The 22769-nt window shown below is 67.6% G+C and carries 25 protein-coding genes and 1 pseudogene; 12 read left to right on the top strand and 14 right to left on the bottom strand.

Annotated features, from left to right (window positions below; genetic code table 11):
• Window positions 1-21 precede the first annotated feature (21 nt).
• The gene (locus tag JHD63_RS04255) at window positions 22-933 is read right to left on the bottom strand and encodes an AEC family transporter (RefSeq protein ID WP_198969492.1); all 912 of its coding nucleotides are present in this window, start codon (window positions 931-933) and stop codon (window positions 22-24) included.
• A 162-nt stretch (window positions 934-1095) separates the two neighbouring features.
• Between JHD63_RS04255 and JHD63_RS04250 the strand changes: the two genes are divergently transcribed.
• The 3 genes from JHD63_RS04250 (at window position 1096) to JHD63_RS04240 (ending at window position 4197) form a co-directional block, all read left to right on the top strand.
• Window positions 1096-2058 (top strand): tripartite tricarboxylate transporter substrate binding protein BugE, encoded by a 963-nt coding sequence (locus JHD63_RS04250; RefSeq protein ID WP_198969490.1) that lies wholly within the window; start codon window positions 1096-1098, stop codon window positions 2056-2058.
• Window positions 2059-2136: 78 nt separating this feature from the next.
• Window positions 2137-3036 (top strand): site-specific tyrosine recombinase XerD, encoded by a 900-nt coding sequence (gene xerD / locus JHD63_RS04245; RefSeq protein WP_198969488.1) that lies wholly within the window; start codon window positions 2137-2139, stop codon window positions 3034-3036.
• 165 nt (window positions 3037-3201) lie between these two features.
• Complete coding sequence (locus JHD63_RS04240; RefSeq protein WP_198969486.1) at window positions 3202-4197, top strand: Bug family tripartite tricarboxylate transporter substrate binding protein; 996 nt, start codon at window positions 3202-3204, stop codon at window positions 4195-4197.
• A gap of 124 nt (window positions 4198-4321) precedes the next feature.
• On the opposite strand, the gene JHD63_RS04235 is transcribed toward JHD63_RS04240, so the two are convergent.
• The 3 genes from JHD63_RS04235 to JHD63_RS04225 all read right to left on the bottom strand — a co-directional run bounded on the left by JHD63_RS04235 (window position 4322) and on the right by JHD63_RS04225 (window position 7772).
• Window positions 4322-5602, bottom strand: a complete 1281-nt coding sequence (locus tag JHD63_RS04235) for an EAL and HDOD domain-containing protein (protein ID WP_198969485.1) — start codon at window positions 5600-5602, stop codon at window positions 4322-4324.
• Between the two features lie 62 nt (window positions 5603-5664).
• A complete protein-coding gene (locus JHD63_RS04230) occupies window positions 5665-6918 on the bottom strand; it encodes an EAL and HDOD domain-containing protein (RefSeq protein WP_198969483.1) in 1254 nt (417 codons plus the stop codon).
• 50 nt (window positions 6919-6968) lie between these two features.
• On the bottom strand, window positions 6969-7772 hold the full coding sequence (locus tag JHD63_RS04225) for a ferritin-like domain-containing protein (RefSeq protein ID WP_198969481.1): 804 nt from the start codon (window positions 7770-7772) through the stop codon (window positions 6969-6971).
• Between the two features lie 85 nt (window positions 7773-7857).
• Here JHD63_RS04225 and JHD63_RS04220 point away from each other — a divergent pair, with 85 nt between their 5' ends.
• Together JHD63_RS04220 and hslO are read left to right on the top strand one after the other, a co-directional pair.
• Window positions 7858-8382: a gamma carbonic anhydrase family protein gene (locus JHD63_RS04220; RefSeq protein ID WP_198969479.1), complete on the top strand. Its 525-nt coding sequence runs from the start codon at window positions 7858-7860 to the stop codon at window positions 8380-8382.
• Window positions 8383-8524: 142 nt separating this feature from the next.
• Window positions 8525-9514, top strand: coding sequence for an Hsp33 family molecular chaperone HslO (gene hslO / locus JHD63_RS04215; protein ID WP_198969477.1), 990 nt, complete (start codon window positions 8525-8527; stop codon window positions 9512-9514).
• On the opposite strand, the gene JHD63_RS04210 is transcribed toward hslO, so the two are convergent.
• The 7 genes from JHD63_RS04210 to JHD63_RS04180 all read right to left on the bottom strand — a co-directional run bounded on the left by JHD63_RS04210 (window position 9508) and on the right by JHD63_RS04180 (window position 15412).
• Window positions 9508-10188, bottom strand: a complete 681-nt coding sequence (locus tag JHD63_RS04210; RefSeq protein WP_198969475.1) for an AAA family ATPase — start codon at window positions 10186-10188, stop codon at window positions 9508-9510. The two genes, hslO and JHD63_RS04210, sit on opposite strands and share 7 nt — an antisense overlap.
• Window positions 10185-10805 (bottom strand): nicotinamide riboside transporter PnuC, encoded by a 621-nt coding sequence (pnuC, locus tag JHD63_RS04205; protein WP_198969473.1) that lies wholly within the window; start codon window positions 10803-10805, stop codon window positions 10185-10187. Before pnuC ends, JHD63_RS04210 begins: the two co-directional genes overlap by 4 nt.
• 136 nt (window positions 10806-10941) lie before the next feature.
• On the bottom strand, window positions 10942-11217 hold the full coding sequence (locus JHD63_RS04200) for an FtsB family cell division protein (RefSeq protein WP_198969471.1): 276 nt from the start codon (window positions 11215-11217) through the stop codon (window positions 10942-10944).
• 30 nt (window positions 11218-11247) lie between these two features.
• Window positions 11248-12534 carry a phosphopyruvate hydratase gene (gene eno / locus JHD63_RS04195; protein WP_198969469.1) on the bottom strand — a complete coding sequence of 429 codons (1287 nt, stop codon included), beginning with the start codon at window positions 12532-12534 and terminating at the stop codon, window positions 11248-11250.
• A 66-nt stretch (window positions 12535-12600) separates the two neighbouring features.
• Window positions 12601-12891: a DUF1330 domain-containing protein gene (locus tag JHD63_RS04190; RefSeq protein ID WP_198969467.1), complete on the bottom strand. Its 291-nt coding sequence runs from the start codon at window positions 12889-12891 to the stop codon at window positions 12601-12603.
• A complete protein-coding gene (kdsA, locus tag JHD63_RS04185; RefSeq protein WP_198969465.1) occupies window positions 12888-13745 on the bottom strand; it encodes a 3-deoxy-8-phosphooctulonate synthase in 858 nt (285 codons plus the stop codon). Before kdsA ends, JHD63_RS04190 begins: the two co-directional genes overlap by 4 nt.
• Window positions 13742-15412 carry a CTP synthase gene (locus JHD63_RS04180; protein WP_198969463.1) on the bottom strand — a complete coding sequence of 557 codons (1671 nt, stop codon included), beginning with the start codon at window positions 15410-15412 and terminating at the stop codon, window positions 13742-13744. The genes kdsA and JHD63_RS04180 overlap by 4 nt, the downstream gene beginning before the upstream one ends.
• A gap of 135 nt (window positions 15413-15547) precedes the next feature.
• Here JHD63_RS04180 and coaBC point away from each other — a divergent pair, with 135 nt between their 5' ends.
• The 3 genes from coaBC (at window position 15548) to JHD63_RS04165 (ending at window position 17943) form a co-directional block, all read left to right on the top strand.
• Entirely contained in the window at window positions 15548-16771 is a 1224-nt protein-coding gene (gene coaBC, locus JHD63_RS04175) for a bifunctional phosphopantothenoylcysteine decarboxylase/phosphopantothenate--cysteine ligase CoaBC (RefSeq protein WP_198969461.1), read from the top strand.
• Between the two features lie 10 nt (window positions 16772-16781).
• Window positions 16782-17228, top strand: a complete 447-nt coding sequence (dut, locus tag JHD63_RS04170) for a dUTP diphosphatase (RefSeq protein WP_198969459.1) — start codon at window positions 16782-16784, stop codon at window positions 17226-17228.
• Between the two features lie 202 nt (window positions 17229-17430).
• Window positions 17431-17943 (top strand): outer membrane lipoprotein, encoded by a 513-nt coding sequence (locus JHD63_RS04165; RefSeq protein WP_198969457.1) that lies wholly within the window; start codon window positions 17431-17433, stop codon window positions 17941-17943.
• A 65-nt stretch (window positions 17944-18008) separates the two neighbouring features.
• Here the strand turns inward: JHD63_RS04165 and JHD63_RS04160 are convergent, their stop codons facing one another.
• On the bottom strand, window positions 18009-18533 hold the full coding sequence (locus JHD63_RS04160; protein ID WP_198969455.1) for an FKBP-type peptidyl-prolyl cis-trans isomerase: 525 nt from the start codon (window positions 18531-18533) through the stop codon (window positions 18009-18011).
• A gap of 58 nt (window positions 18534-18591) precedes the next feature.
• Between JHD63_RS04160 and JHD63_RS04155 the strand changes: the two genes are divergently transcribed.
• The 4 genes and pseudogenes from JHD63_RS04155 to JHD63_RS04140 all read left to right on the top strand — a co-directional run.
• A complete protein-coding gene (locus JHD63_RS04155) occupies window positions 18592-19716 on the top strand; it encodes a cupin domain-containing protein (RefSeq protein ID WP_198969453.1) in 1125 nt (374 codons plus the stop codon).
• A 211-nt stretch (window positions 19717-19927) separates the two neighbouring features.
• Window positions 19928-20218 carry a hypothetical protein gene (locus tag JHD63_RS04150; RefSeq protein ID WP_198969451.1) on the top strand — a complete coding sequence of 97 codons (291 nt, stop codon included), beginning with the start codon at window positions 19928-19930 and terminating at the stop codon, window positions 20216-20218.
• Between the two features lie 118 nt (window positions 20219-20336).
• Entirely contained in the window at window positions 20337-21161 is an 825-nt protein-coding gene (locus JHD63_RS04145) for a transposase domain-containing protein (RefSeq protein WP_198969449.1), read from the top strand.
• 161 nt (window positions 21162-21322) lie between these two features.
• Window positions 21323-21463: pseudogene (locus tag JHD63_RS04140) on the top strand (integrase); the annotation flags it as partial.
• Window positions 21464-21521: 58 nt separating this feature from the next.
• Here the strand turns inward: JHD63_RS04140 and JHD63_RS04135 are convergent.
• A complete protein-coding gene (locus tag JHD63_RS04135; protein ID WP_198969505.1) occupies window positions 21522-21908 on the bottom strand; it encodes a PaaI family thioesterase in 387 nt (128 codons plus the stop codon).
• The gene (locus JHD63_RS04130; protein ID WP_198969447.1) at window positions 21806-22639 is read right to left on the bottom strand and encodes an AraC family transcriptional regulator; all 834 of its coding nucleotides are present in this window, start codon (window positions 22637-22639) and stop codon (window positions 21806-21808) included. Before JHD63_RS04130 ends, JHD63_RS04135 begins: the two co-directional genes overlap by 103 nt.
• Window positions 22640-22769: the final 130 nt, after the last annotated feature.

Here is a 22769-nt window from a genome sequence, read left to right as displayed (position 1 = left end):
CCTGGGCTTATTGCTATTAAATCAATAGCGTGACGCGAGCCAGAACGCGAACGGCAGGCTCACCACTCCGAGCAGGGTGGACAGCGTCACCAGCCCCGCCACATAGGGACCGTTGTAGCCCATGCGCTGGGCCAGCACATAGCAGGTCGAGGCGGTCGGCAGCGCCGAGAAGCTCATGAGCACGACCGCCTGCGGGCCGTCCAGGCGCAGCAGCCGCACCAGCACGATGGCCACCAGCGGCAGCACCATATGCCGGATCGCCAGCACCGAGGCGCCCAGCAGGGCGCCGCCGGCCATGGCCGCGAACTGCATGCCGGCACCGGCCGACATCAGGCCCAGCGCCAGCGAGGCATTGCCGATGCGCACGAAAGTGGGCGCCATCCAGTCCGGAATGCGCAGGCCGAGCAGGTTGCAGGCCAGGCCCAGCGTGGTGGCGATGATCAGCGGGTTGCGCACGATGGCGCCGAGCACGCGGTGGCCGCCGTGCCGGGCCATCGGCCAGACCGCGGCGACGTTGAACAGCGGCACGCACAGGCCGATCAGCACCGCGATCATCTGCAGCCCCTGCGGCCCGCCGAGCCGCTCGGCCAGCGCCAGCGCGATGAAGGAATTGAAGCGGAACGCCACCTGCGCGCTGGCCGCCGCGTCGCGCCGGTCCAGGCGCCGGCCCAGCCAGGGCAGATGGGGCAGGGCATAGGCCAGCAGCACCGCCACCAGGCCCAGCAGCAGGCCGGCCGTGATCAGGTCCGAGGCCGCGCGCAGGTCCAGCGGGCTGCGCACGATGGAGTGGAACAGCAGGACCGGAAAGAGGAAGTAGTAGACCAGCGCCTCCACCGGCCCCCAGACGTCGCGGTTGAGCGGGGTGAAGCGGCAGATCAGGTAGCCCAGCAGGATCAGCGAGAAGTCGGGGAAAAGCAGCAGCGCGTAGTTCACGGCGGGCAGGATAGCAGCCGGTGCGGCGGCGCCCGGACGGGCCGGTGCGTGCGCGCAGGAGTGCGGGTTTACCCTGGCGAATTGGGGGGCCGCGCGGGGCGGATACGCCAGTCCCGGCCATTAGCATTGGCCGCTTGTTTCCAATCCAAGAGGAGTTTGTCCATGCAACGTCGAAACCTGGTGGTGCTTGCCATGGCCGCTGTCACGAGCACGGCCTTTGCGCAGGGCTACCCGAGCAAGCCGATCCGGCTGGTCGTACCGTTTGCGCCCGGCGGCACCACCGACATCATTGCCCGCGTCATCGCCGACCCGCTGGGCAAGGTGCTGGGCCAGCCCGTCATCGTCGAGAACAAGGCCGGCGGCGGCGGCATCGTGGGGGCCAACGACACCGCCAAGTCGGCGCCGGACGGCTACGCGCTGGGCCTGGCCACCGTGTCGAGCACGGCGGCCAACCCGGCGATCAACCCGAGGGTGCCGTACAACCCGGTCACCGACTTCACGCCCATCATCAACATCGCCGCGACGCCCAACATCATCGCGGTCAACCCGAGCTTCCCGGCCAAGAACTACAAGGACTTCGTCGCCGAACTCCAGAAATCGCCGGGCAAGTATTCCTACGCGTCCTCCGGCGCGGGCGGCATCGGCCACCTGCTGATGGAGCTGTACAAGAGCCTCACCCACACCTTCGTCACCCACATCCCGTACCGCGGCGCGGGCCCGGCGCTCAACGACACGGTGGCCGGCCAGGTGCCGATCATGTTCGACAACCTGCCCTCCACGCTGCCCTTCGTCAAGGCCGGCAAACTGGTGCCCATCGTGGTGTCGGCGCCGCAGCGCCTGGCCGTGCTGCCCAACGTGCCGACCTTCAAGGAAGTGGGCCTGGAGCCGGTCAACCGCATGGCCTACTACGGCATCCTCGGCCCCAAGGGCATGCCGCAGGACATCGTCGACAAGCTCAATGCCGCGGTGCGCAAGGTGCTGGAAGACCCGGCCGTGCGCAAGCGCATCGAGGACACCGACTCCATCGTCGTCGGCAACACGCCCGCGCAGTTCGCCCAGGAAATCAAGGACGAGTACGAGGTCTACAAGAAGGTCGTGACGCAGCAGAAGCTCACGCTCGAGTGAGCCGCGCCCGCCGCGCGCGGGGCTTCGCCATCCAGGCCGCCGAGCATCTGCCGGCGGCCTTTTTGCTATCGTCGGCGCATGACCGCCGCCACGCCCAGCCAGCACCGCATCGACGCCTTCATCGACGCGCTGTGGCTGGAGGACGGGCTCTCGCGCAACACGCTGGCCGCCTACCGGCGCGACCTCACGCTCTATGCCGCCTGGCTGCAGGAGCAGGGCCTGGCGCTCGACGACTCGGGCGAGCAGCATCTGCAGGCCTACTTCGCCGTCCAGCACCCGGTCACCAGGATCACCACCGCCAACCGCCGCCTGACGGTGTTCCGCCGCTATTTCCACTGGGCCTTGCGTGAAGGCGCCATCAGCACCGACCCGACGCTGCGCCTGCTGGCCGCGCGCGCGCCGATGCGCAACCCCAGCACCCTCACCGAAGCCCAGGTCGAGGCCCTGCTGGCCGCGCCCGACACCGGCACCCCGCTGGGCCTGCGCGACCGTGCCATGCTGGAGCTGCTCTACGCCAGCGGGCTGCGCGTGAGCGAGCTGGTGGCGCTGCGCGTGTTCGAGCTGTCGATGCAGGACGGCATCGTGCGCGTCACCGGCAAGGGCGCGAAGGAGCGCCTGGTGCCCTTCGGCCTGGTGGCGCGCGACTGGCTGGCGCGCTACATGGCCGAGAGCCGGCCGGCGATCCTGGCGGGGCGGCAGAGCGAGGACCTGTTCATCACCGGCCGCGGCGCCGGCATGACGCGCATGGCTTTCTGGCTGATCGTGCACAAGCATGCGCTGGCCGCGGGCATCCGCGGCAAGCTCTCGCCGCACACGCTGCGCCACGCCTTCGCCACCCATCTGCTCAACCACGGCGCCGACCTGCGCGCCGTGCAACTGCTGCTGGGCCATGCCGACATCTCCACCACGACCATCTACACCCACGTGGCGCGCGAGCGGCTCAAGACGCTGCATGCGCGGCATCACCCGCGGGGGTAGATGCAGTACACCCCCAGGCTTCGCACTGCGTGTCTTCGCCTTCCCCCTCGAGGGGGCACCTCCTGCGGCCTGGCAAAGCCGGTTCCGCGGATGTCTGCGCTGGGCCTGCTCCGCGGCATTTTGTGCTTTGCAACCTAGAAAACTGATCCGAAGAGGAAACTTTCCATGCACCAAACCAACCGCCGCCGCGCCCTCGTGGCCTCCCTTTCGCTGCTGTCCCTGGCTCCGCTGTGGGGCCATGCCCAGTCCCCGGCGCCGGCCTGGCCCGCGGGCAAGCCGATCCGCCTGGTGGTGGCCTACCCGGCGGGCGGCGTCAGCGACGGCGTGGCGCGCGCGCTGGCCGAGCGGCTGGCCGCGCAACTGGGGACCACGGTGGTGGTCGACAACAAAGCCGGCGCGAGCGGCAGCATCGGCATGGATGCGGTGGCCAAGGCAGCGCCGGATGGCTACACCCTGGGCTTCTCGTCGATCAGCCCGCTGGCGCTCAACCCGCTGCTGGGCCGCTCGCCGTTCGATCCGTTCCGCGACATTGCGCCGGTGGCGCGGGTGATGGTTTCGCCGGTGCTGCTGCTGGCCACCTCGGCCAGCAGCGCGCCGGATTTCCGCACCCTGCTGGCCCAGGCGCAGGCCAGGCCCGGGGCGGTGCGCTGGGCGACGTCGGGACAGGCCTCGGTGGGCCACATCATGCTCGAGCAGATCATGGCCAGCGCCAAGGTCTCCATCACCCACGTGCCCTACAAGGGCGGCGGCCAGCAGATGAGCGATGCGCTCGGCGGCCAGTTCGAAATTCTGTCGACCAACGCAGGCCCGGCGCTGGACGCGCAGATCAAGTCCGGCAAGCTGCGGCCGCTGGCGGTGGGTGCGCCGGCGCGGCTCGACAATCTGCCGCAGGTGCCGACCCTGGCGGAGCTGGGTTTCGCCGCGGCCAACCAGTCCTCGGTGTTCGGCATCTTCGCGCCGGCGCGCACGCCGGCCGCGCTGCTGGAGCGCCTGAATGCAGAGGTGAATGCCGCCCTGGCGCAGCCGGACGTACGCGCCAGGCTGGTGGCCGCCGACAACGTGCCGGCCGGCGGCAGCGCGGCCGATTTCGCCAAGCAGATCGCGGCGGAGTCCGCCGCCAACGCGCGCATCATTTCCGCCGCGGGCATCAAGGCCGAGTAGCGGGGTTCTCGCGGCATGGCCCGCTTGCGCTGAGCCGGCATTTTGCTATTGAATGTATAGCTGATAGCCCAGGTCCTACCTGGGCTATCGCTCTTTTTGATGCTGAAACACCCAGGGCGGCGCTTCAGCCCGGTGCTTCCGTTTTCTCGGCCCAGATCAGCGCATTCAGGTGGGCCCAGTTGATCTGGTGGTTGGACAGGGCCAGCGCATTGGCCGTGTCGGCGAAGACCCTCTCGTCGCCGCTCTCGCAGGCTTCGGTCAGCGTGAGCAGGGGGGCGTACACGCCGGTACGGCGCAGCAGGGCGTCCTGCACGGGCTGCGGCAGCGCGATGGATTCCAGCGCCCGGTCCATCGGCATGCCGAGCATGCTGTCGAGCAGGGAGAACACGCCGACCACGAAGGCGTTGTCGCATTCTTCGGCCGGCATGAGTTCGGCGGCCAGCAGCTCCATGAGGCGGCCGCGCACGACGGCGGTGCTGCCCAGCGCCGGCGGCGAGCCGCCGCTGGAGGTGGTCAGCAGCAGCGCGGCCCAGCGGAACAGCTTCTTCATGCCGAGGATCATCACGGCGTGCCGGAACGAGGTGATCTCCACGTTCAGCCCGAAGCCGGAGGAGTTGATGAAGCGCAGCAGGTTGAAGGAAAGCGTGGGGTCGCGTTTGAGCACGTCCTCGATCTCGGCGATCTCGGACTGCCTGCGCACCAGGTCGATGAGCTGCACGATGGTGGCCTGCGCCGGGCGCACGGTCTTGCTCTGCACCAGCGTGGGCTTGGCGAACCAGTAGCCCTGGAACAGCGGCACGTCCAGGCCGGCCATCAGACGGTGCTGCTCGTCGGTCTCGACCTTCTCGGCGATGATCTGCGCGCTGGTGTGCTTGCGCACCAGTTGCACCAGCGGCTCGGCCATCTCCGGCCTGAAGGCGCTCATCTCCAGCTTGATGAAGGCCGCCAGCGGCAGCCAGGAGAGATAGGCCTTCTTCAGCACGGACTGGTTGAAGGCGAGCCGGAAGCCGCGCTCGTGCAGTTCCTGCAGCACCTGGCCGCCCGCGGCGATCTGCTCCGGCGGGTCGCCCGGCAGCGTCGGGATCTCCAGCACCACCTTCTCGGGGTGGATCAGCTCCAGGTGCGCGCCGGCCAGGCTCTCGTGGGTGCAGTTGATGAATACCGTCTTGCGGCCCACCAGCATCTCCGCGTCGGCGCCGGCCAGCGCGTTGAACAGCAGCGCGGCGTCCGAGGCCGCAGTGTGTCCCTGGACCTGCGTGGAGCGGTCGAACAGTTCGTAGCCGAACACCGCGCGCCGGTGGTCGACGATGGCCTGCCGGGCGATCATGCCGGACAGGGTGGGGCCGCCCTCGCCCTGGTCGGGCCTCGGGGCTGCTTCGATGCTGGACGATATCTCGGAGGTCATGGAGGCGTGCCGGGCAGTGTGGGAGGGACTTTTCTAACCATGCCGATTCTACGGAGCAAGCCCTACGGGCGGATCAGTTCGTCGCACCAGGCCAGCGCCTGCACGTGGGCCCAGTTGATCTCCTGGCTATTGAGGCCGAGCGCGTCCGCGGCCTGGGTGAAGGCCTGCTCGTCGCCGCTCTCGCAGGCCTCGGCGAGTTGCAGGTAGGTGCCAAGCAGGCCACCGTGGTGGAGCAGGGCGTCGACCACGGGCTGCGGCAGGTCGAGCAGCCGCAGCGCGTCTTCCATGGACATGCCGAGCATCACGTCCAGCAGCGAGAAGATGCCGGTGACGAAGGCGTCGTCGCGCTCTTGCGGCGGCAGCCGCTCGCCGGCGAGCAGTTCCATCAGCCGCCCACGCACCACGGCCATGCCGCCGACGGAGGGTGGCGTGCCGTTCCTGGAGGCCTGCAGCAGCAGGGCCGCCCAGCGGAACAGCTTGTTCAGGCCCAGAAGCATCACCGCCTGGCGGAAGGAGTGGACCTTGCGCGCCAGCCCGAAGCCCGAGGAGTTGACGAGCCGCATCAGGTTGAAGGCCAAGCCGGTGTCCTTCTTCAGCACGGTTTCGATCTCGTCGGTGCTGGCCTGTCGCCGCACCAGGTTCAGCAGCTCGATCGCGGCGAGCTGCGAGGGCGAAACCATCCGTGTCTCGACCACGGAGGGCCGGTCGAACCAGTAGCCCTGGAACATTCCGAAGCCCAGCGCGCGCGCGGCCTCGAACTGGGCGGCGGTCTCGACCTTCTCGGCCACCAGCTCGGCCGTCGAATGGGCCTGGGCGCGCAGCACGTGCTCGGACAGGTCCGCTGCTGCCATCTGCGCCATGTCGAACTTGATGTAGTCGGCCAGCGGCAGCCAGGGGCGGTACGCCGCGTACAGCACCGAGGGCGTGAAGGACAGCTGGAAGCCGCGCTCGCGCAGGCTGGCCAGCATGGGGGCGCGGTTGGCGATGTCTTCGGCATCCGCATGCTCGAGCGGCGGCAGCTCCAGCACCACCTTGTCCGGCCTTATCAGGTCCAGGTGCCCCCCGGCCAGGCTGTGGTACGTGCAGTTGAGGAAGATCTGCAGGCGGCCGATCAGATTCTCCGGGCCGGCATGCGACAACGCATGGAAGATCAGCGAGACGTCGCTGGCGGCGGTGTGGGAGCCTGCGCTCTGGGAGCGATCGAACAGCTCATAGCCCACCACGGCCTGCTGCGGGTTGACGATGGCCTGGCGGGCGATGAGGACCGAGGGCGCAGCGCAAGGGCCCGCGCTCGCGGCCGCTCGGGAATGCGGCATGTCGTTCTCCATAGGGATCGTCGCGCATGGGGGCGCGTTATCGGACCATTCTATGAACAGAGGCCCGCCGGTTGCCCCGCGGCCAGCGCCTGCAGTTCGGTTTCGCTGAAACCCGCGGCCTTGCGCGCCGGCAGGTTGAAGGGGCCGCGCAGGCGTGGGGCTTGGTAGGTACGGCTCAGTTCGGCGTAGGTGGCCACCGGCTCCAGGCCGCGCTGCGCGCACAGCCAGCCGTACCAGCGGTTGCCGACGGCCACGTGCCCGATCTCGTCGCGCAGGATGATGTCGATGATGGCCGCGCCGGCCTCGTCGCCGACCGACACCAGCTTTTGCCGCACGGCGGGCGAGGCGTCCAGGCCGCGTGCCTCCATGGTGCGCGGCACCAGCGCAACGCGGGCCAGCACGTCGTGGCGGGTGCGCTCGGCCATCTCCCACAGCGCGTTGTGGGCCGGGAAGTCGCCATAGCGGTAGCCCAGGCCCTGCAGGTGGTCGCGCAGCAGCTGAAAGTGCAGCGCCTCCTCGCGCGCCACCTGGGCCCAGTCCTCGTAGAACGCATCGGGCATGCCGGCGAAGCGCCACACCGCATCGGCCGCTAGGTCGATCGCGTTCAGCTCGATATGCGCCAGCGCATGCAGCAGGATGGCGCGCCCTTGCGGCGTGGCGATGGAGCGCTGCTTGACCTGGGTATGGCCGGCCAGCGCGGGCCGCTGCGGCCGGCCGGGCAGGCCCGCGGGCTCCTCCAGCGCGAGTGCCGAGCCGCTCGGCAGCCCGGACGCGATCGCGCGCGCCAGTTCAGCCTTGCGGTCCGGGTCGGGCTGCTGCAGGACGGACAGGGCGCGGTGGCGGAGTGTGGGCATGGAGTGGCAGGCGGTACAGGGCGAAAGACCCAGATTCTAGTTTTCCGGTCTTTCTACAATGCTGTTTTGCAAGGAGACACAAGCGATGGCAATCTACGAGTTGGACGGCGTCACGCCCCGCATCGCCGCGTCGGCCTGGGTGGCCGACAGTGCCCAGGTGCTGGGCGACGTCGAGCTGGGCGAGGACGCGAGCGTCTGGTTCGGCGCCGTGCTGCGCGGGGACACCGACCGGATCAGCGTCGGGCGCGGCAGCAACATCCAGGACCTGAGCGTGCTGCATGCGGACCATGGCGTGCCGCTCACCATCGGCGACAACGTCACGGTGGGCCACCAGGTCATGCTGCACGGCTGCACCATCGGCGACGAGACCCTGATCGGCATCGGCGCCGTGGTGCTCAACAAGGCCCGCATCGGCCGCCACTGCCTGGTCGGCGCCGGCGCGCTGGTGACCGAGGGCAAGGAATTCCCCGACGGCTCCATGATCCTGGGCAGCCCGGCGCGCGCCGTGAAGCAGTTGAGCCCTGAGCAGATCGAAGGCCTGCGGCAGAGCGCGCGGCACTACGTCGACAATGCGCGCCGCTTCCGCAGCGGCCTGCATCGCGTGGCCTGAGCAAGCGCGCGGCCAGCGCCAGGAGCCGCGCAGGGTCTTGCCAAGGGGCGGCATGGCCCGCATCGCGCCTTTTCTACAATCGGAACCTTGAGCACGGGGCGGCTTCGGCCGCCCGTTTGTTTTTGCCCTGCAGGAAGCCCGCTTGTCCGAACTCCACAAATTCATCTTCGACGGGCTGCCCGTGCGCGGCGCCATCGTGCGCCTGACCGATGCCTGGACCGAGATCCTGCACCGCCGGGCCGCCAACACCGCCACCGGTGCCTATCCCGCGCCCGTGGCCGAACTGCTGGGCGAGATGGCCGCGGCCGGCGTGCTGATGCAGGCCAACATCAAGTTCAACGGCGCCCTGGTGCTGCAGGTGTTCGGCGACGGCCCGGTCAAGCTGCTGGTGGCCGAGGTGCAGTCCGACCTGAGCCTGCGCGCCACCGCGTCGGTCATGGGCGTGGTGCCGGCCGAAGCGCGCCTGAGCGCGATGGTCAACCAGCACAACAAGGGCCGCTGCGCGATCACGCTGGACCCGAAGGACAAGTTCCCCGGCCAGCAGCCCTACCAGGGCGTGGTGCCGCTGTTCGGCGACCGGCACGAGAAACTCGAGGAACTCAGCAAGGTGCTGGAGCACTACATGCTGCAGAGCGAACAGCTCGACACCACGCTGGTGCTGGCGGCCGACGACCAGGTGGCCGCCGGCCTGCTGGTGCAGCGCATGCCGCTGCAGGGCGAGCGCAACCTCGAAGGCAGCATGGTGAGCGCCGAGAACGAGGCCGAGATCGGCCGCAACGAGGACTACAACCGCATCGCCCATCTCGCGGCCAGCCTGACGCGCGAAGAGCTGCTGACGCTGGACGTGGACACCATCCTGCGCCGCCTGTTCTGGGAAGAGAAGCTGCTGCGCTTCGTGCCGCAGGAGGGCGGCAGCGGCCCGCGCTTTGCCTGCACCTGCAGCCGCGAGCGCGTCTCGGCCATGATCCGCAGCCTGGGGGCGGAGGAGGCCGACAGCATCATCGAGGAGCGCGGCGAGATCGAGGTCGGCTGCGAGTTCTGCGGCCAGCAGTACCGCTTCGACCCGGTGGACACCGCGCAGATCTTCAAGGGCCCGACGCAGTTGCCGCCGGCCAGCAGCGTGGTTCAGTAGGGACGCTGCCCGCCCGCCCGCCCGGCCAGCAGCCGGGTGAACAACCGGTGCTCGCAGTCCGGGTCGCTGCAGGCTTCGCAGCTCCAGCCGCCCGAAGGGCCGTTTTCTGAAGAAAAAGTGGCTGTAGCCCAGGTTTTGTCTGGGCTATATGCTATGTAATTGATAGCATTCAGGGCTTGGTCCAGCCGCTGCCGTCCCTGCCCATGGATCACCTGGAAGGGCAGGCCGGCGCCCTGCAGCGCCGCGCGCACCCGCGCGTCCACCGGCTCGCGCACCTGCGGGCCGTCGCGCTGCAGCCCGTCGGCCATCCAGGGCAGGTCCAGGCCCATGAGCAGGGTGGCGGCGTAGCGGCGTTGGTGCTGCAGCGCGAACGGGTAGAGCGAGCAGTCCTGGAACAGCAGGTCGCTGTAGACCGCGGTCATCAGCGGCGTGGTGTCGGCCACGATCACGTCGGCATCGCGCGCGTCGTTGGCCTGCCGCGCCTGCTCCTCGGCGATGGCGCGCTGCTCGTCGGGGCGCGGCGTGCGGCCCTCGCGCTCGCACCAGCCGCGCAGCACCTCCGGCACCAGCGCGACGCGCCAGCCGAGCCCGCGCAGGTGCGCGGCCAGCGCGATGGCCAGTGAAGTCTTGCCGGTGCTCTCGGCGCCCAGCAGGGCGATCGCCGGAATGCTCATGCGGCCTGCGGCGCCGCCGCACGGCGCTGCCAGGCGCGCCAGCCCACCAGGCTGAGCACGGCAAACAGCAGGTAGAGCAGCACCGTGAGCCACAGGCCTTTGTAGGCGAACAGGCCCACGCTCACGAGGTTCACCACCAGCCAGGCCAGCCAGTTCTCGATGAACTTGCGTCCCAGCAGGAACTGCCCCACCAGGCTCAGCGCCGTGGGAAAGGCGTCCCACCAGGGCACGTCGCTGTCGGTGAAATGGTGCAGGAAGCCGCCGATGGCGGGCCACAGCAGCAGCGTGAGCGCTGCCGCGATCGCGCGCCCGCGCCAGGACAGCCGGGCAATCGCCAGCGGCGCGCCATCGCCACGCCGGCCGCGCAGCCACTGCGTCCAGCCCCAGAAGGCGATCACGGCAAAAAAGATCTGCAGGGAGGCATCCGCATACAGCCGGCTGCGCCAGAAAACGCCGCAGTACAGCACCGAACTGAGGATGGCCAGCGGCCAGCCCCAGTGGATCTCGCGGATGTTCATGCGCACCATCCACAGCGCCAGCCCGAACGCCAGCACCTCGACCCACGCGGTCGGCGCGCCCCAGAGGGTGAAGGCTTCAGCGGTGAAAAGTTCGGCCATACAAGATCGGGATGGTGCTGCGCCAGCACAGCAGGCAATGCGCAAACATCCGCGGAACCGGCTTTGCCGGGCCGCAGGATGTGCCCCCTGCAAGGGGGGAGGCGAAGACGCGAAGCGCGCAGCCTGGGGGTGTGCCCTATCTGGCGATTTGGACCAGGATTTCGTTGGGCTTGACCATGCCCAGTTCGCTGCGCGCCTTCTCCTCGACCATGTCCAGGCCTGCCTTCAGGTCTTCGACCTCGGAGGTCAGCCGCTCATTGACCCGTTGCGCCTGCGCGTTGGACTCCTTGAGCGCCTCGATGCGGCGCTGCATCTGCTTGACGTCGGGCACGCTGCCACGGCCGAACCAGAGCTGGCTGTGCAGCAGCGCCAGCACGGCGATCAGCACGATGGGGACGACCCGATTCACCATGAGACGCTGGCCCTCGGTTGGAGCGGTGTGCTACTTCAGGTTATAGAAGGCAGCGCGGCCGGGGTAGTGGGCGATGTCGCCCAGGTCTTCCTCGATGCGCAGCAGCTGGTTGTACTTGGCGGTACGGTCGCTGCGGCTGAGCGAGCCGGTCTTGATCTGGCCGGCGTTCGTGCCCACGGCGATGTCGGCGATGGTGCTGTCTTCGGTCTCGCCCGAGCGGTGCGAGATGACGGCGGTGTAGCCCGCGCGCTTGGCCATCTCGATGGCGGCGAAGGTCTCGGTCAGCGTGCCAATCTGGTTGATCTTGATCAGGATCGAGTTGGCGATGCCCTTGTCGATGCCTTCCTTGAAGATCTTGGTGTTGGTGACGAACAGGTCGTCGCCCACCAGTTGCACGCGTCGGCCCAGGCGCTCGGTCAGGTGCTTCCAGCCGTCCCAGTCGCCCTCGGCCATGCCGTCCTCGATGCTGATGATCGGGTACTTGTCGCACCAGGCGGCGAGCATGTCGGTCCATTGGGCGGCCGACAGCTTCAGGCCGCCTTCGCCTTCGAGCACGTACTGGCCGTCCTTGTAGAACTCGCTGGCGGCGCAGTCCAGGCCCAGGGCGATCTGCTCGCCCGCGGTGAAGCCGGCCTTGTCGATGGCTTCGAGAATCAGTTGGATCGCTGCCTCGTGGTTCTCGACGCTGGGCGCGAAGCCGCCCTCGTCGCCCACGGCCGTGCTCATGCCGCGCTCGTTGATGATCTTCTTCAGCGCATGGAACACCTCGGCGCCGTAGCGCACGGCCTCGCGGAAGCTGGGCGCGCCGACCGGGATGATCATGAATTCCTGCAGATCCAGGCTGTTGTTGGCGTGCGCGCCGCCGTTGATGACGTTCATCATCGGCACCGGCAGTTGCATGCCGCCCATGCCGCCGAAGTAGCGGTACAGCGGCAGGCCCGACTCCTCGGCCGCGGCGCGCGCCACGGCCATGGACACGGCCAGCATCGCATTGGCGCCCAGGCGGCCCTTGTTGTCGGTGCCGTCGAGGTCGATCAGGGTCCTGTCCAGGAAGGCCTGCTCGGAGGCATCCAGGCCCAGCACGGCTTCGGAGATTTCGGTGTTGATGTGCTCGACGGCCTTGAGCACGCCCTTGCCCAGGTAGCGGCTCTTGTCGCCGTCGCGCAGCTCGATGGCTTCACGGCTGCCGGTGGAGGCGCCCGAGGGCACGGCGGCGCGGCCCATCACGCCCGATTCGAGCAGCACGTCGCATTCGACGGTGGGGTTGCCGCGGCTGTCCAGCACTTCGCGGCCGACGATGTCAACGATTGCACTCATGCGTTCTTCTCTTTTCCTTGGATGCCAAAAAAACGGAAAGCCTGCGCCCGGCCACTGCGGCCGCGGTCAGAGGCCTTCTACTGCGATCATGCGCATCACCGCGGCGCCCTGGCGCGACGCGCGCGCCTTCTCGTACTCGGGCGAGGCGCTGAAGGCCTTGGCCGCCTCGAAGCTCGGGAACTTGAGGACCACCACGCGCGCGGGCGACCAGTCGCCCTCCAGCACCTGCACCTGGCCGCCGCGCACGCAGACCTCGGCGCCGTGCATGCGAATGGCCTCGCTGGACCATTTCTTGTAGTCCTCGTACTGGGCCGGGTTGGTGACGTCGACGTGGGCGATGATGTAGCCGCTGCTCATGCTGAGAAGGTCTCCTCGAGGAAGGGATTCTGCTTGGTCACCGCATCGAGCGCCAGCAGGGTTTCGAGCAAGGCCTTCATGTGCTTGAGCGGCACGGCGTTGGGGCCGTCGCACAGCGCATTGGCAGGGTCGGGATGGGTTTCCATGAACAGACCTGAAACACCCACAGCGACGGCCGCGCGGGCCAGGACCGGGACCATCTCACGAACGCCGCCGCTGCTGGTGCCTTGACCACCGGGCAGCTGCACCGAATGCGTTGCATCAAACACCACTGGCGCTTCAGTGTCGCGCATGATGGCCAAGCTGCGCATGTCCGACACCAGGTTGTTGTAGCCAAAGCTCGCACCACGCTCGCAGGCCATGAAGTTGTCTTCACTCAGCCCAGCAGCTTTCGCAGCGGCGCGCGCTTTGACGATGACATTCTTCATGTCACCGGGCGCCATGAATTGCCCCTTTTTGATATTCACGGGCTTGCCAGACAGAGCCACGGCATGGATGAAATCGGTCTGCCGGCACAGAAGGGCCGGAGTCTGCAACACGTCCACCACCGACGCAACCTGAGCGATCTGGTCTTCGCGGTGGATATCCGTGAGAACAGGGACGCCTATCTCGCGCCTGACCTTCGCAAGAATTTCAAGCCCTTTGTCCATACCAAGGCCCCGGTATGCCGTTTCGCTGGTTCGGTTGGCCTTGTCAAAACTGCTCTTGAAAATGAAGGGAATGCCAAGGCTGGAGGTAATTTCCTTCAGCGTCCCGGCTGCATCAATTTGCAATTGCTCGGACTCGACGACGCAGGGCCCGGCGATCAGAAAGAAGGGCTTGTCGAGCCCGATGTCGAATCCGCAAAGCTTCATGCAACGACCTTCAGTGCTTTCTTATCCGCGCCTTGGTGCTGCAGCGCAGCCTTGACAAAGGCATTGAACAGCGGGTGGCCGTCCCAGGGCGTGGACTTGAATTCCGGATGGAACTGCACGCCGATGTACCAGGGGTGGACCGAGCGCGGCAGTTCGACGATCTCGGTCAGTTGCTCGCGCTGCGTCAGGGCGGAAATCACCAGGCCGGCCTGGCGCAGCGGCTCCAGGTAGTTCACGTTGGCTTCGTAGCGGTGGCGGTGGCGTTCGGTGACCACGTCGCCGTAGATCTCATGCGCCAGCGTGCCGGGGGTGACGTCCGAGCTTTGTGCGCCCAGGCGCATGGTGCCGCCGAGGTCGGAATTGGCCGAGCGCGTCTTGATCGTGCCGTCGGCGTCCTTCCACTCGGTGATCAGGGCGATCACGGGGCAGGGCGTTTCCGGCTCGAACTCGGTGCTGTTGGCGTCCTTCAGGCCGGCCACGTGGCGCGCGTACTCGATGGTGGCCACCTGCATGCCCAGGCAGATGCCGAGGTAGGGCAGCTTGTGCTCGCGGGCGAAGCGCGCCGCGCAGATCTTGCCTTCCACGCCGCGCTTGCCGAAGCCGCCGGGCACCAGGATGGCGTCGAACTTCGCTAGCCGCGCCACGTTGTCGGGGGAGATGGTCTCGGAGTCGACGTACTCGATCTTCACCCGCGCATGGTTCTTCATGCCGGCGTGGCGCAGCGCCTCGTTGAGCGACTTGTAGCTGTCCGAGAGATCGACGTACTTGCCGACCATGGCGATGCACACCTCGTGCTGAGGGTGGGTGGTTTCGTACACCAGGTCGTCCCAGCGCTTGAGGCTGGTCGGCGGCGTGTTCAGGCGCAGCTTGTCGCAGATCAGGCCGTCCAGGCCCTGCTCGTGCAGCATGCGCGGCACCTTGTAGATGGTGTCCACGTCCCACATGGAGATCACGCCCCATTCGGGCACGTTGGTGAACAGCGAGATCTTGGCGCGCTCGTCCTCGGGAATGCGGCGGTCGGCGCGGCAGAGCAGGGCGTCGGCCTGGATGCCGATCTCGCGCAGCTTCTGCACCGTGTGCTGGGTCGGCTTGGTCTTGAGTTCGCCCGCCGCTGCGATCCAGGGCACGTAGGTCAGGTGGACGAAGGCAGTGTTGTTGGGGCCGAGCTTCAGGCTCATCTGGCGCGCCGCCTCCAGGAAGGGCAGCGACTCGATGTCGCCCACGGTGCCGCCGATCTCGACGATGGCCACGTCCACCGCCTCGGCCGCGCCAAAGCCGGCGCCGCGCTTGATGTATTCCTGGATCTCGTTGGTGATGTGCGGAATCACCTGCACCGTCTTGCCCAGGTAGTCGCCACGGCGCTCCTTCTCCAGCACCGACTGGTAGATCCGGCCGGTGGTGAAGTTGTTGGTGCGCTTCATGCGCGTTTCGATGAAGCGTTCGTAGTGGCCCAGGTCCAGGTCGGTCTCGGCGCCGTCGTCGGTGACGAACACCTCGCCATGCTGGAAGGGGGACATGGTGCCCGGATCCACGTTGATGTAGGGATCGAGCTTGATGAGCGTGACCTTGAGGCCCCGCGATTCGAGGATCGCGGCAAGGGAGGCTGAGGCGATTCCCTTGCCCAGGGAGGACACCACACCGCCGGTGACGAAGACGAATTTGGTCATGTCGGGTCGGGAGCCTTGCTTCCCGGGAGGTGGTAAAGCGAGATTATAGAGGTCGGCCCCGGCGCGCTCCGGCCGCCGCGACGGTCTGCTACATTGCCCGCTCCCCTGGTTTCCCTCCTTCCCCGAGCGCAGCGCATGGACCTTTCCGGCAAACACATCGTCCTCGGCCTGAGCGGTGGCATCGCCTGCTACAAATCGGCCGAACTCTGCCGCCTGCTGGTCAAGGCCGGTGCCACGGTGCAGGTGGTGATGACCGAGGCGGCCGAGCAGTTCATCACGCCGGTGACCATGCAGGCGCTGTCGCAGCGGCCGGTGTACCGCTCGCAGTGGGATGCGCGCGAGCCCGACAACATGCCCCACATCAAGCTGGGGCGCGAGGCCGATGCGATCCTGATCGCGCCCTGCAGCGCCGACTTCATCGCCCGGCTGGTGCAGGGCCGCTCCGACGAACTGCTGAGCCTGCTGTGCCTGGCCCGGCCCGTGGCCCGCGTGCCGCTGCTGGTGGCCCCGGCCATGAACCGCGAAATGTGGCTGCACCCGGCCACCCAGCGCAACCTGGCCCAGCTCGCGGCCGACGGTGCCGTGGTGCTGGGCGTGGGCAACGGCCCGCAGGCCTGCGGCGAAACCGGTGACGGGCGCATGCTGGAGCCGGCAGAGTTGCTGGAAGACCTGATCGCCCACTGTCAGCCCAAGCTGCTGGCCGGGCAGCACGTCCTGGTCACGGCGGGGCCGACCTTCGAGGCCATCGACCCGATACGGGGCATCACCAACCATTCCTCCGGGAAGATGGGCTTTGCCGTTGCACGCGCAGCCCGCGAGGCGGGGGCTGAGGTCACGCTGGTGGCGGGACCCGTTTCATTGCCGACGCCGCGCGGCGTGCGCCGCGTCGACGTGCAGTCGGCGCGCCAGATGCTCGATGCCGCCACGGCCGCGGCCCCGCAGGCGACGGTGTTCGTGGCCACCGCGGCCGTCGCGGACTGGCGGCCCGCCGCGCCGAGCGCACAGAAGATCAAGAAGGACGGCACTGGCGCCATGCCGGCGCTGGAGTTCGTCGAGAACACCGACATCCTGCAGACCCTGGCGCAGAGCGAGCGGGCGCGCAGCGGCCGGCTGTTCTGCGTCGGCTTTGCCGCGGAGAGCCACGACCTCGCGGCGCATGCCAAGGCCAAGCGCGAGCGCAAGGGCATCCCGCTGCTGGTAGGCAACATCGGCCCCGCCGCCTTCGGCCAGGACGACAACCAGTTGCTGCTGGTCGATGCGGGGGGTGCGCAGCCGACCGAACGCGCCTCCAAGCTGGCGCTGGCGCGCCGGCTGGTGGCGGAGATCGCGCGCCGGATGGACATTGGCGCAGCAACCTGAACCTTCAAATATGGAACTCGACGTCAAGATCATCGACCCGCGCATGGCGGACCAGTTGCCCGCCTATGCCACTCCCGGCAGCGCCGGGCTGGATTTGCGCGCCTGCCTGGACGCCCCGCTGGAACTGGCACCCAACGCCTGGCAACTGGTGCCCACCGGCATCGCCATCCACCTGGCCCACCCGGCCTACGCCGCCCTGATCCTGCCGCGCTCGGGCCTGGGCCACAAGCACGGCATCGTGCTGGGCAACCTGGTCGGCCTGATCGACAGCGACTACCAGGGCCAGTTGATGGTCAGCGCCTGGAACCGCAGCGATACGGCATTCACCATCGCGCCTATGGAGCGCATCGCGCAACTGGTGATCGTTCCGGTGGTGCAGGCGCGTTTCCGGGTGGTGGAGGACTTCCCCGCCTCGCCGCGCGGCGAAGGCGGTTATGGCTCCACGGGCCGCAGCTGAGGACGCACCTGGTAACGCTTGTTTGCACCGTCTTCGCGGCGGCGCGTCGGCGGATTCCTACCATTGCTGCGTTGTACATCCCACGGGTCCTTGGGCGATTACCGGCTCGTGTGGCGCGATGCAGGCAGGCCCAATTTCATCGAACTGCGTCGGGCCTGCCTGACGAATCGGCACATTACCTCTCACAGGACAGGAGTTCAGCATGACCTCACTTCCCCGCAGCCTTTCCCTGGCACTCGGCCTCGTCGCCGTGGTTTCGCTGTCGGCTTGCGTGACCGATCCGTACTATGCGCGGCCTGCCCCGTACCCGACCGCCTATCCGGCGCCCGTGGCGCGTCCCGCGCCCTATCCGGCCTACCAGCAGTCCTCTTACTTGGAATATGGCCGCATCAGCAACATCGAGGTGATGCAATCCGAGCAGGCGCGTGCGCCATCGGGCGCCGGCGCGATCATCGGGGGCTTGCTCGGCGCGGTCGTGGGCAACCAGATCGGTCACGGCGGTGGCCGCGCGCTGGCCACCGGCATCGGTGTCATGGGCGGCGCGGTGGCCGGCAATCAGATCGAGGGCAATCAGCGCGGTCCGATCGTGCAGACCTACCGGATCTCGGTGCAGACCGACAATGGCAGCATGCGCGCCTTCGACGTGCCCTCGCCGGGCGACCTGCGTATCGGCGACCGGGTGCGCATCCAGGACGGCCAGATCCAGCGCTTCTGAAGCCCGCATGAATCCTGCAGACAGGGCTGCCGCGGCGGCCCTGTCTGCATTCCGGGGCGGGGAGGTCAGTGCAGCGTTGAACTGCCCGGCGCCTGCGCCTGTATGCGGAAGAATCCGGTGCCGGCCGAGCCGCGGCCAATCTCTTCCTCGGTCGCCTGGCGCACGCCCTCCACCTTCAGTTCGAGCCGGATGGCGATGCCGGCCAGTGGATGGTTGCCGTCCAGCACCACGTGGTCCGGGTAGATGTCTGCCACGGTGTAGAGCGCGTCGCGCGGGGCCTCCGGGTTGGTGCCTGGCGGCAGTGCGCTGCCCTCGAAGGTCATGCCTTCTTCGAGTTCCGGAGGGAAGCTGGCGCGCGGCTCCAGGAACAGCAGCTTGTCGTCGTAGTCGCCGAAGGCCTCTTCCGGCTCGATGTGCAGCTTGAGCCGGTCGCCGGCCACGTGGCCCTGCAGCGCCTCCTCGATCTTCTTGAGCAGATCGTCGCCACCCACCAGGAATTCGACCGGGCTGTCCAGCACGTCGAGTTCCTCGCCCAGGGTGTCCGTCAGTTTCCAGGTCAGGGCGACCACGCATTGTTCCGAGATTTCCATACGAGAATTGTCGCAGTTCGACTCCGCTTCTGCCGTCACCCGCGGCCAAACCTATTCCATGGAAACCTCTTTGCCGCTGGCCCTGCTGGGCGGCCTCAGCCCCGACCGATTCATGCGCCGCCACTGGCAGCGCAAGCCCCTGCTGGTGCGACAGGCCGTGCCCGACCCGCAATCGTGGCTGCCGGCCCGCGCCGAACTGCTGGCCCTGGCCGCCCGCGACGAGGTCGAGTCGCGCCTGATTCGCGCCGCCGGGGGGCGCTGGCAGATGCGCAGCGGCCCGTTTGCGCGGCGCGCGCTGCCCCCTCTTGCGGCACCCGACTGGACCTTGCTGGTGCAGGGGGTGGACCTGCACCACGCAGGCGCGCACGATCTGTTGCAGCAGTTCCGCTTCGTGCCGGATGCGCGGCTGGACGACGTGATGATCAGCTTTGCCACCGACGGCGGCGGCGTGGGCCCGCATTTCGACAGCTACGACGTGTTCCTGCTGCAGACGCATGGCCGGCGCCGCTGGCGCATCGGCCGGCAGAAGGACCTGACCCTGCAGGAAGACGTGCCGCTCAAGATCCTGGCGCATTTCACGCCCGAGCAGGAGTTCGTGCTCGAGCCTGGCGACATGCTGTACCTGCCGCCGCGCTATGCGCATGACGGTGTGGCGCAGGGGGAATGCATGACCTGCTCCATCGGCTTTCGCGCGCCGCGCGCGAACGAACTGGCGCAGGAACTGCTGCAGCGGCTTGCCGAAGACGCGGCCGACGGCAGCGAGCGGCTCTATGGCGACGCCGGCCAGCCGGCAGTGTCCGCGCCGGGCGCGGTGCCGCAGGCGCTCCAGGCCTTCGCCCGCTCGGCGCTGGAGGACTTGCTGCGCGATCGCGATGCCCTGCCGCGCGCCCTGGGCGAGTACCTGACGGAACCCAAGCCCCAGGTGTGGTTCGACCAGGGCGCCGCACCGGCCCTGCCGGCGGCTGTGCGGCTGGACCGCCGCACCCGCATGCTCTACGACCCGCGCCATGTCTTCATCAATGGCGAGAGCTACCGCGCGGCCGGCCGGGATGCCCGCCTGATGCAGCGCCTGGCCGACGCGCGGGCGTTGAATGCCCGTGAAGTGGCCGCCGCCAGCGCCGAGGCGCGTGAGCTGCTCTCATCCTGGGGTGAGGCGGGATGGCTGCACGAGGCTGGTGCATGAGCCATTGCGGTGAATCAATGCAGTCAGGGAAATGCCTGATGTCCAAGTGAAATGGACTGTGTCAGGCCGTGGCCCCCGGACACGAGCCTCTACAATCGATGTCCGGTTAGTGCTGAAAATGGGCCGGACGTTTTTGTGCTGTGTGCGCCCGCTTCGCGGTACACAGCGCCGGCGGTTTTCGAAATTTGATCTGTTCCAAAGGAATTCCGACATGAAGAACTCGCTCGTACTCGCCGCTCTGGTTTCTGCCGTGGCCCTCGCTGCCTGCGGCAAGAAGGAGGAACCCGCACCCGTGCCGCCGCCGGCTCCGGTAGAGGCGCCCGCTCCGGCCCCGGCCCCCGCAGTGCCCGGCGCGTCCATTGGCCCTGGTGCCGATGCCACCCCCGCCGCAGCCGCAGCCGATGCGGCCAACGCAGCCAACGCAGCCAACAACGCCGCGGATGCTGCCAGCGAGGCGGCCAAGAAGGCGGCCGACGCGGCCGCGGATGCTGCCAAGAAGTAAGCGCTCTTTCATCGCCTCCATGAAAATAGTCACCGCGAGGCCAATGCCAGTCAGATAAGCCCAAGCGAAGCTGAAGGCAGGTAAAAAGGGAACGTATGGACCACGTTCCCTTTTTACTTTGAGCCTGCTGCAAACCACCCTGAACGAGACATTGGAGGCACTGCCTGCCAATGGGATAGCCGAGTTGAGCGCCCTGATCGACCCGGGCTGGATCGAACAAGCCTTGCAAGCCACGGGCAAGGCTTCGATACGGCGCCGCAAGCTGCCGGCGCAACATGCCGTGTGGCTGGTGATTGGTCTGGCCTTGTTCCGTCAGATGCCGCTGTGGCAAGTCGTGCAGGAGATGGCCCAGACCTTGGGCGCAGGCGACTGGCTGATCCGCATGCCCGTGTCACCGCGTGCCAGGAAGCTGCACCCAGAACTGCCCAGCCATTGGCAGGCCCGTCTGATCGAGCTCAGCGCTGGCGGCAAGATCAGGCGCTTCATCACCTCGATGCTCGATCTTCAGCGGTTTGCCGCAGCGTCGCTGGCGCAGCTGTACCGCCAGCGCTGGGAGATCGAGCTGGGGTTTCGGGAGATCAAGCAATCACTGCAGCAAGGTCAAGCCGTGCTGCGCAGCAAGCAGCCTGAACTGGTCAGGCAGGAGGTCTGGGGCATCTTGATTGCCCACACACTGCTGCGCCGATGGATGCGCCTGATGGCCCGGCACGCGGGTGTCGAGCCCACCCGCAGCAGCTTCCATACAGCGCGCCATGCCATCGTGGGGACGATCAACACGGTGCACCTGGCGCGCGCCGGCTCCTTGCCTGCGCTCTTGCAGCGGCTGTTGGAGCAAGCCCGCTACTTCGTGCTCCCGCCTCGCCGCGCCGGGCGGTCATTCCCGCGCGAGGTCAAGCGCTCTCGCAGCAAGTTCCCCACAAAGAAAATGCCAGTCAGCTCTTAACTGACTGGCATTGGCCGATCGGGGCGTTTTTCATTTCACCATGACTCCCGCGCCGAACTTCGCTGGACTACGCCGAAGCCAGATACAGCAGGTTTATCAATCACTTAGGCGAGTCCAACATATGACGGTGCTTTCTCAACCCTGACCCGGTTTCCCTTCTGCTGGCCCCCATCTGGCTCCTGGGAATCGGTTCTCACCGAGGAGTCGTCATGGCAAGAATCGAGCTCACCAAGTCCGCAGTCGATGCGGCACAACCCCAGGCCCTGGCCGTCGAACTCAGGTACACGCTGGTGCCCTCATGGAGCAGGAGCTTCGATGCGGCTTGCTCCAGAACGACCTGAACGCTGGGGGCGATGTTCATCATGCTTTGCGGATCGTGCCCTGCGCCGCGGCGCACAGCTTGCGCTGGCCGTCCTTCTCGACGAACACGTCGCAGCGGCATACCGCCTGAGTCCGGCCGCTACCAACCACTGTGGCCACGGCCACCAGACGCTCGCCATCGTGCGCGGGGCGCAGATAGTTGATCTTGAACTCGGACGTCAAGACGCTGGCCTCCAGTGGGCTGTCGGGGTCGGGCAGCACCGAGCCTCCGGCATAGGTCAGCGCGTTGTCCACCAGGTAGGCCAGCACGCCTTCACGCGCAGCTATCGGAGTGAGTGCATGTCCGCGGCAAGCTGGCGGTAGGCCGATGGCGCTAGCCCGCAGGACTGCTGCCAAGCGTGCGCGAAGTGCGCGGAGTCGAAGAATCCGGCCGTCTGAGCGATCACTGTCAGCGAATGCGCCACCGGCGCTCGCATGAGCATTCCTGCCACGTCGATGCGCACGGCCTGCTTCAAGACGCTGAAGTTCAGGCCAGCTCTGCTCAAGCGGCGCTGCAGGGTCCGCGGGCTACAGCCCAGCCAGAGGGCACTTGCGGCCATGTCCGCAGCGGGTTCTTCGTAGAGGCAGTCGATTGCATCGCCGACGGCGCGATCCGCCTCGCCCAATGCGCACCACACCGCCAAGAGCGTTCGAGCCGACGGGGTCTTCGAACGGGCCGCGGATTCGCGCAAGCCTTCAAGGCAGGCGGAGATCGTGTCGCGCCGAAAACCATCGTCGTCCACGCCGCTTCTCAGCTGGCGGCGAAGGGCCTCGGGTTCAGCCGTCCATTCCGTGTCGACGGCCAGCGGGGCCTTGCGGTTGTAGCGGTTCCACCCTAGTTGCAACGATTCCTGGCTCTGCGCGCCAAGAAGAAGGCGCGCCACCGGATTCGCGTCGAGCGCGACCAGTTCGCCGAAGCGCCGAGCGGTCGGCGTACGGGCTGCGCCGCACGAGCGAGCGTCGCGGCTATTGGCGATGTAGCTCGCATGGTTCACCAGGCCGGACACGGTTCCGCGCACGCTCCAGGAGAAGAGATCAACGGGCGAGCGCAGCCCGTCATCGAGACCTGCACTCAGCAGATGGTAGCTCTTCGCATGGATCGTTGATGGCGCGTTCATACAAGCATGGCCGGAGGGTGTTCGACACGATAGGCGTTGCTGAGAGTCCCGCAGCTCGCGGGCCCGTCCCTGAAACGACCAAATGAAAGAGTGTATGGACAGAAGAGCCCTCCTGAAAAGCGCGTCGGCC

The sequence above is a fragment of the Xylophilus sp. ASV27 genome (assembly GCF_016428875.1).
GTDB lineage: Bacteria > Pseudomonadota > Gammaproteobacteria > Burkholderiales > Burkholderiaceae_C > Xylophilus.
Note: the sequence above shows the minus strand (reverse complement) of the source record. Positions and strands in the feature narration are given on the sequence as shown.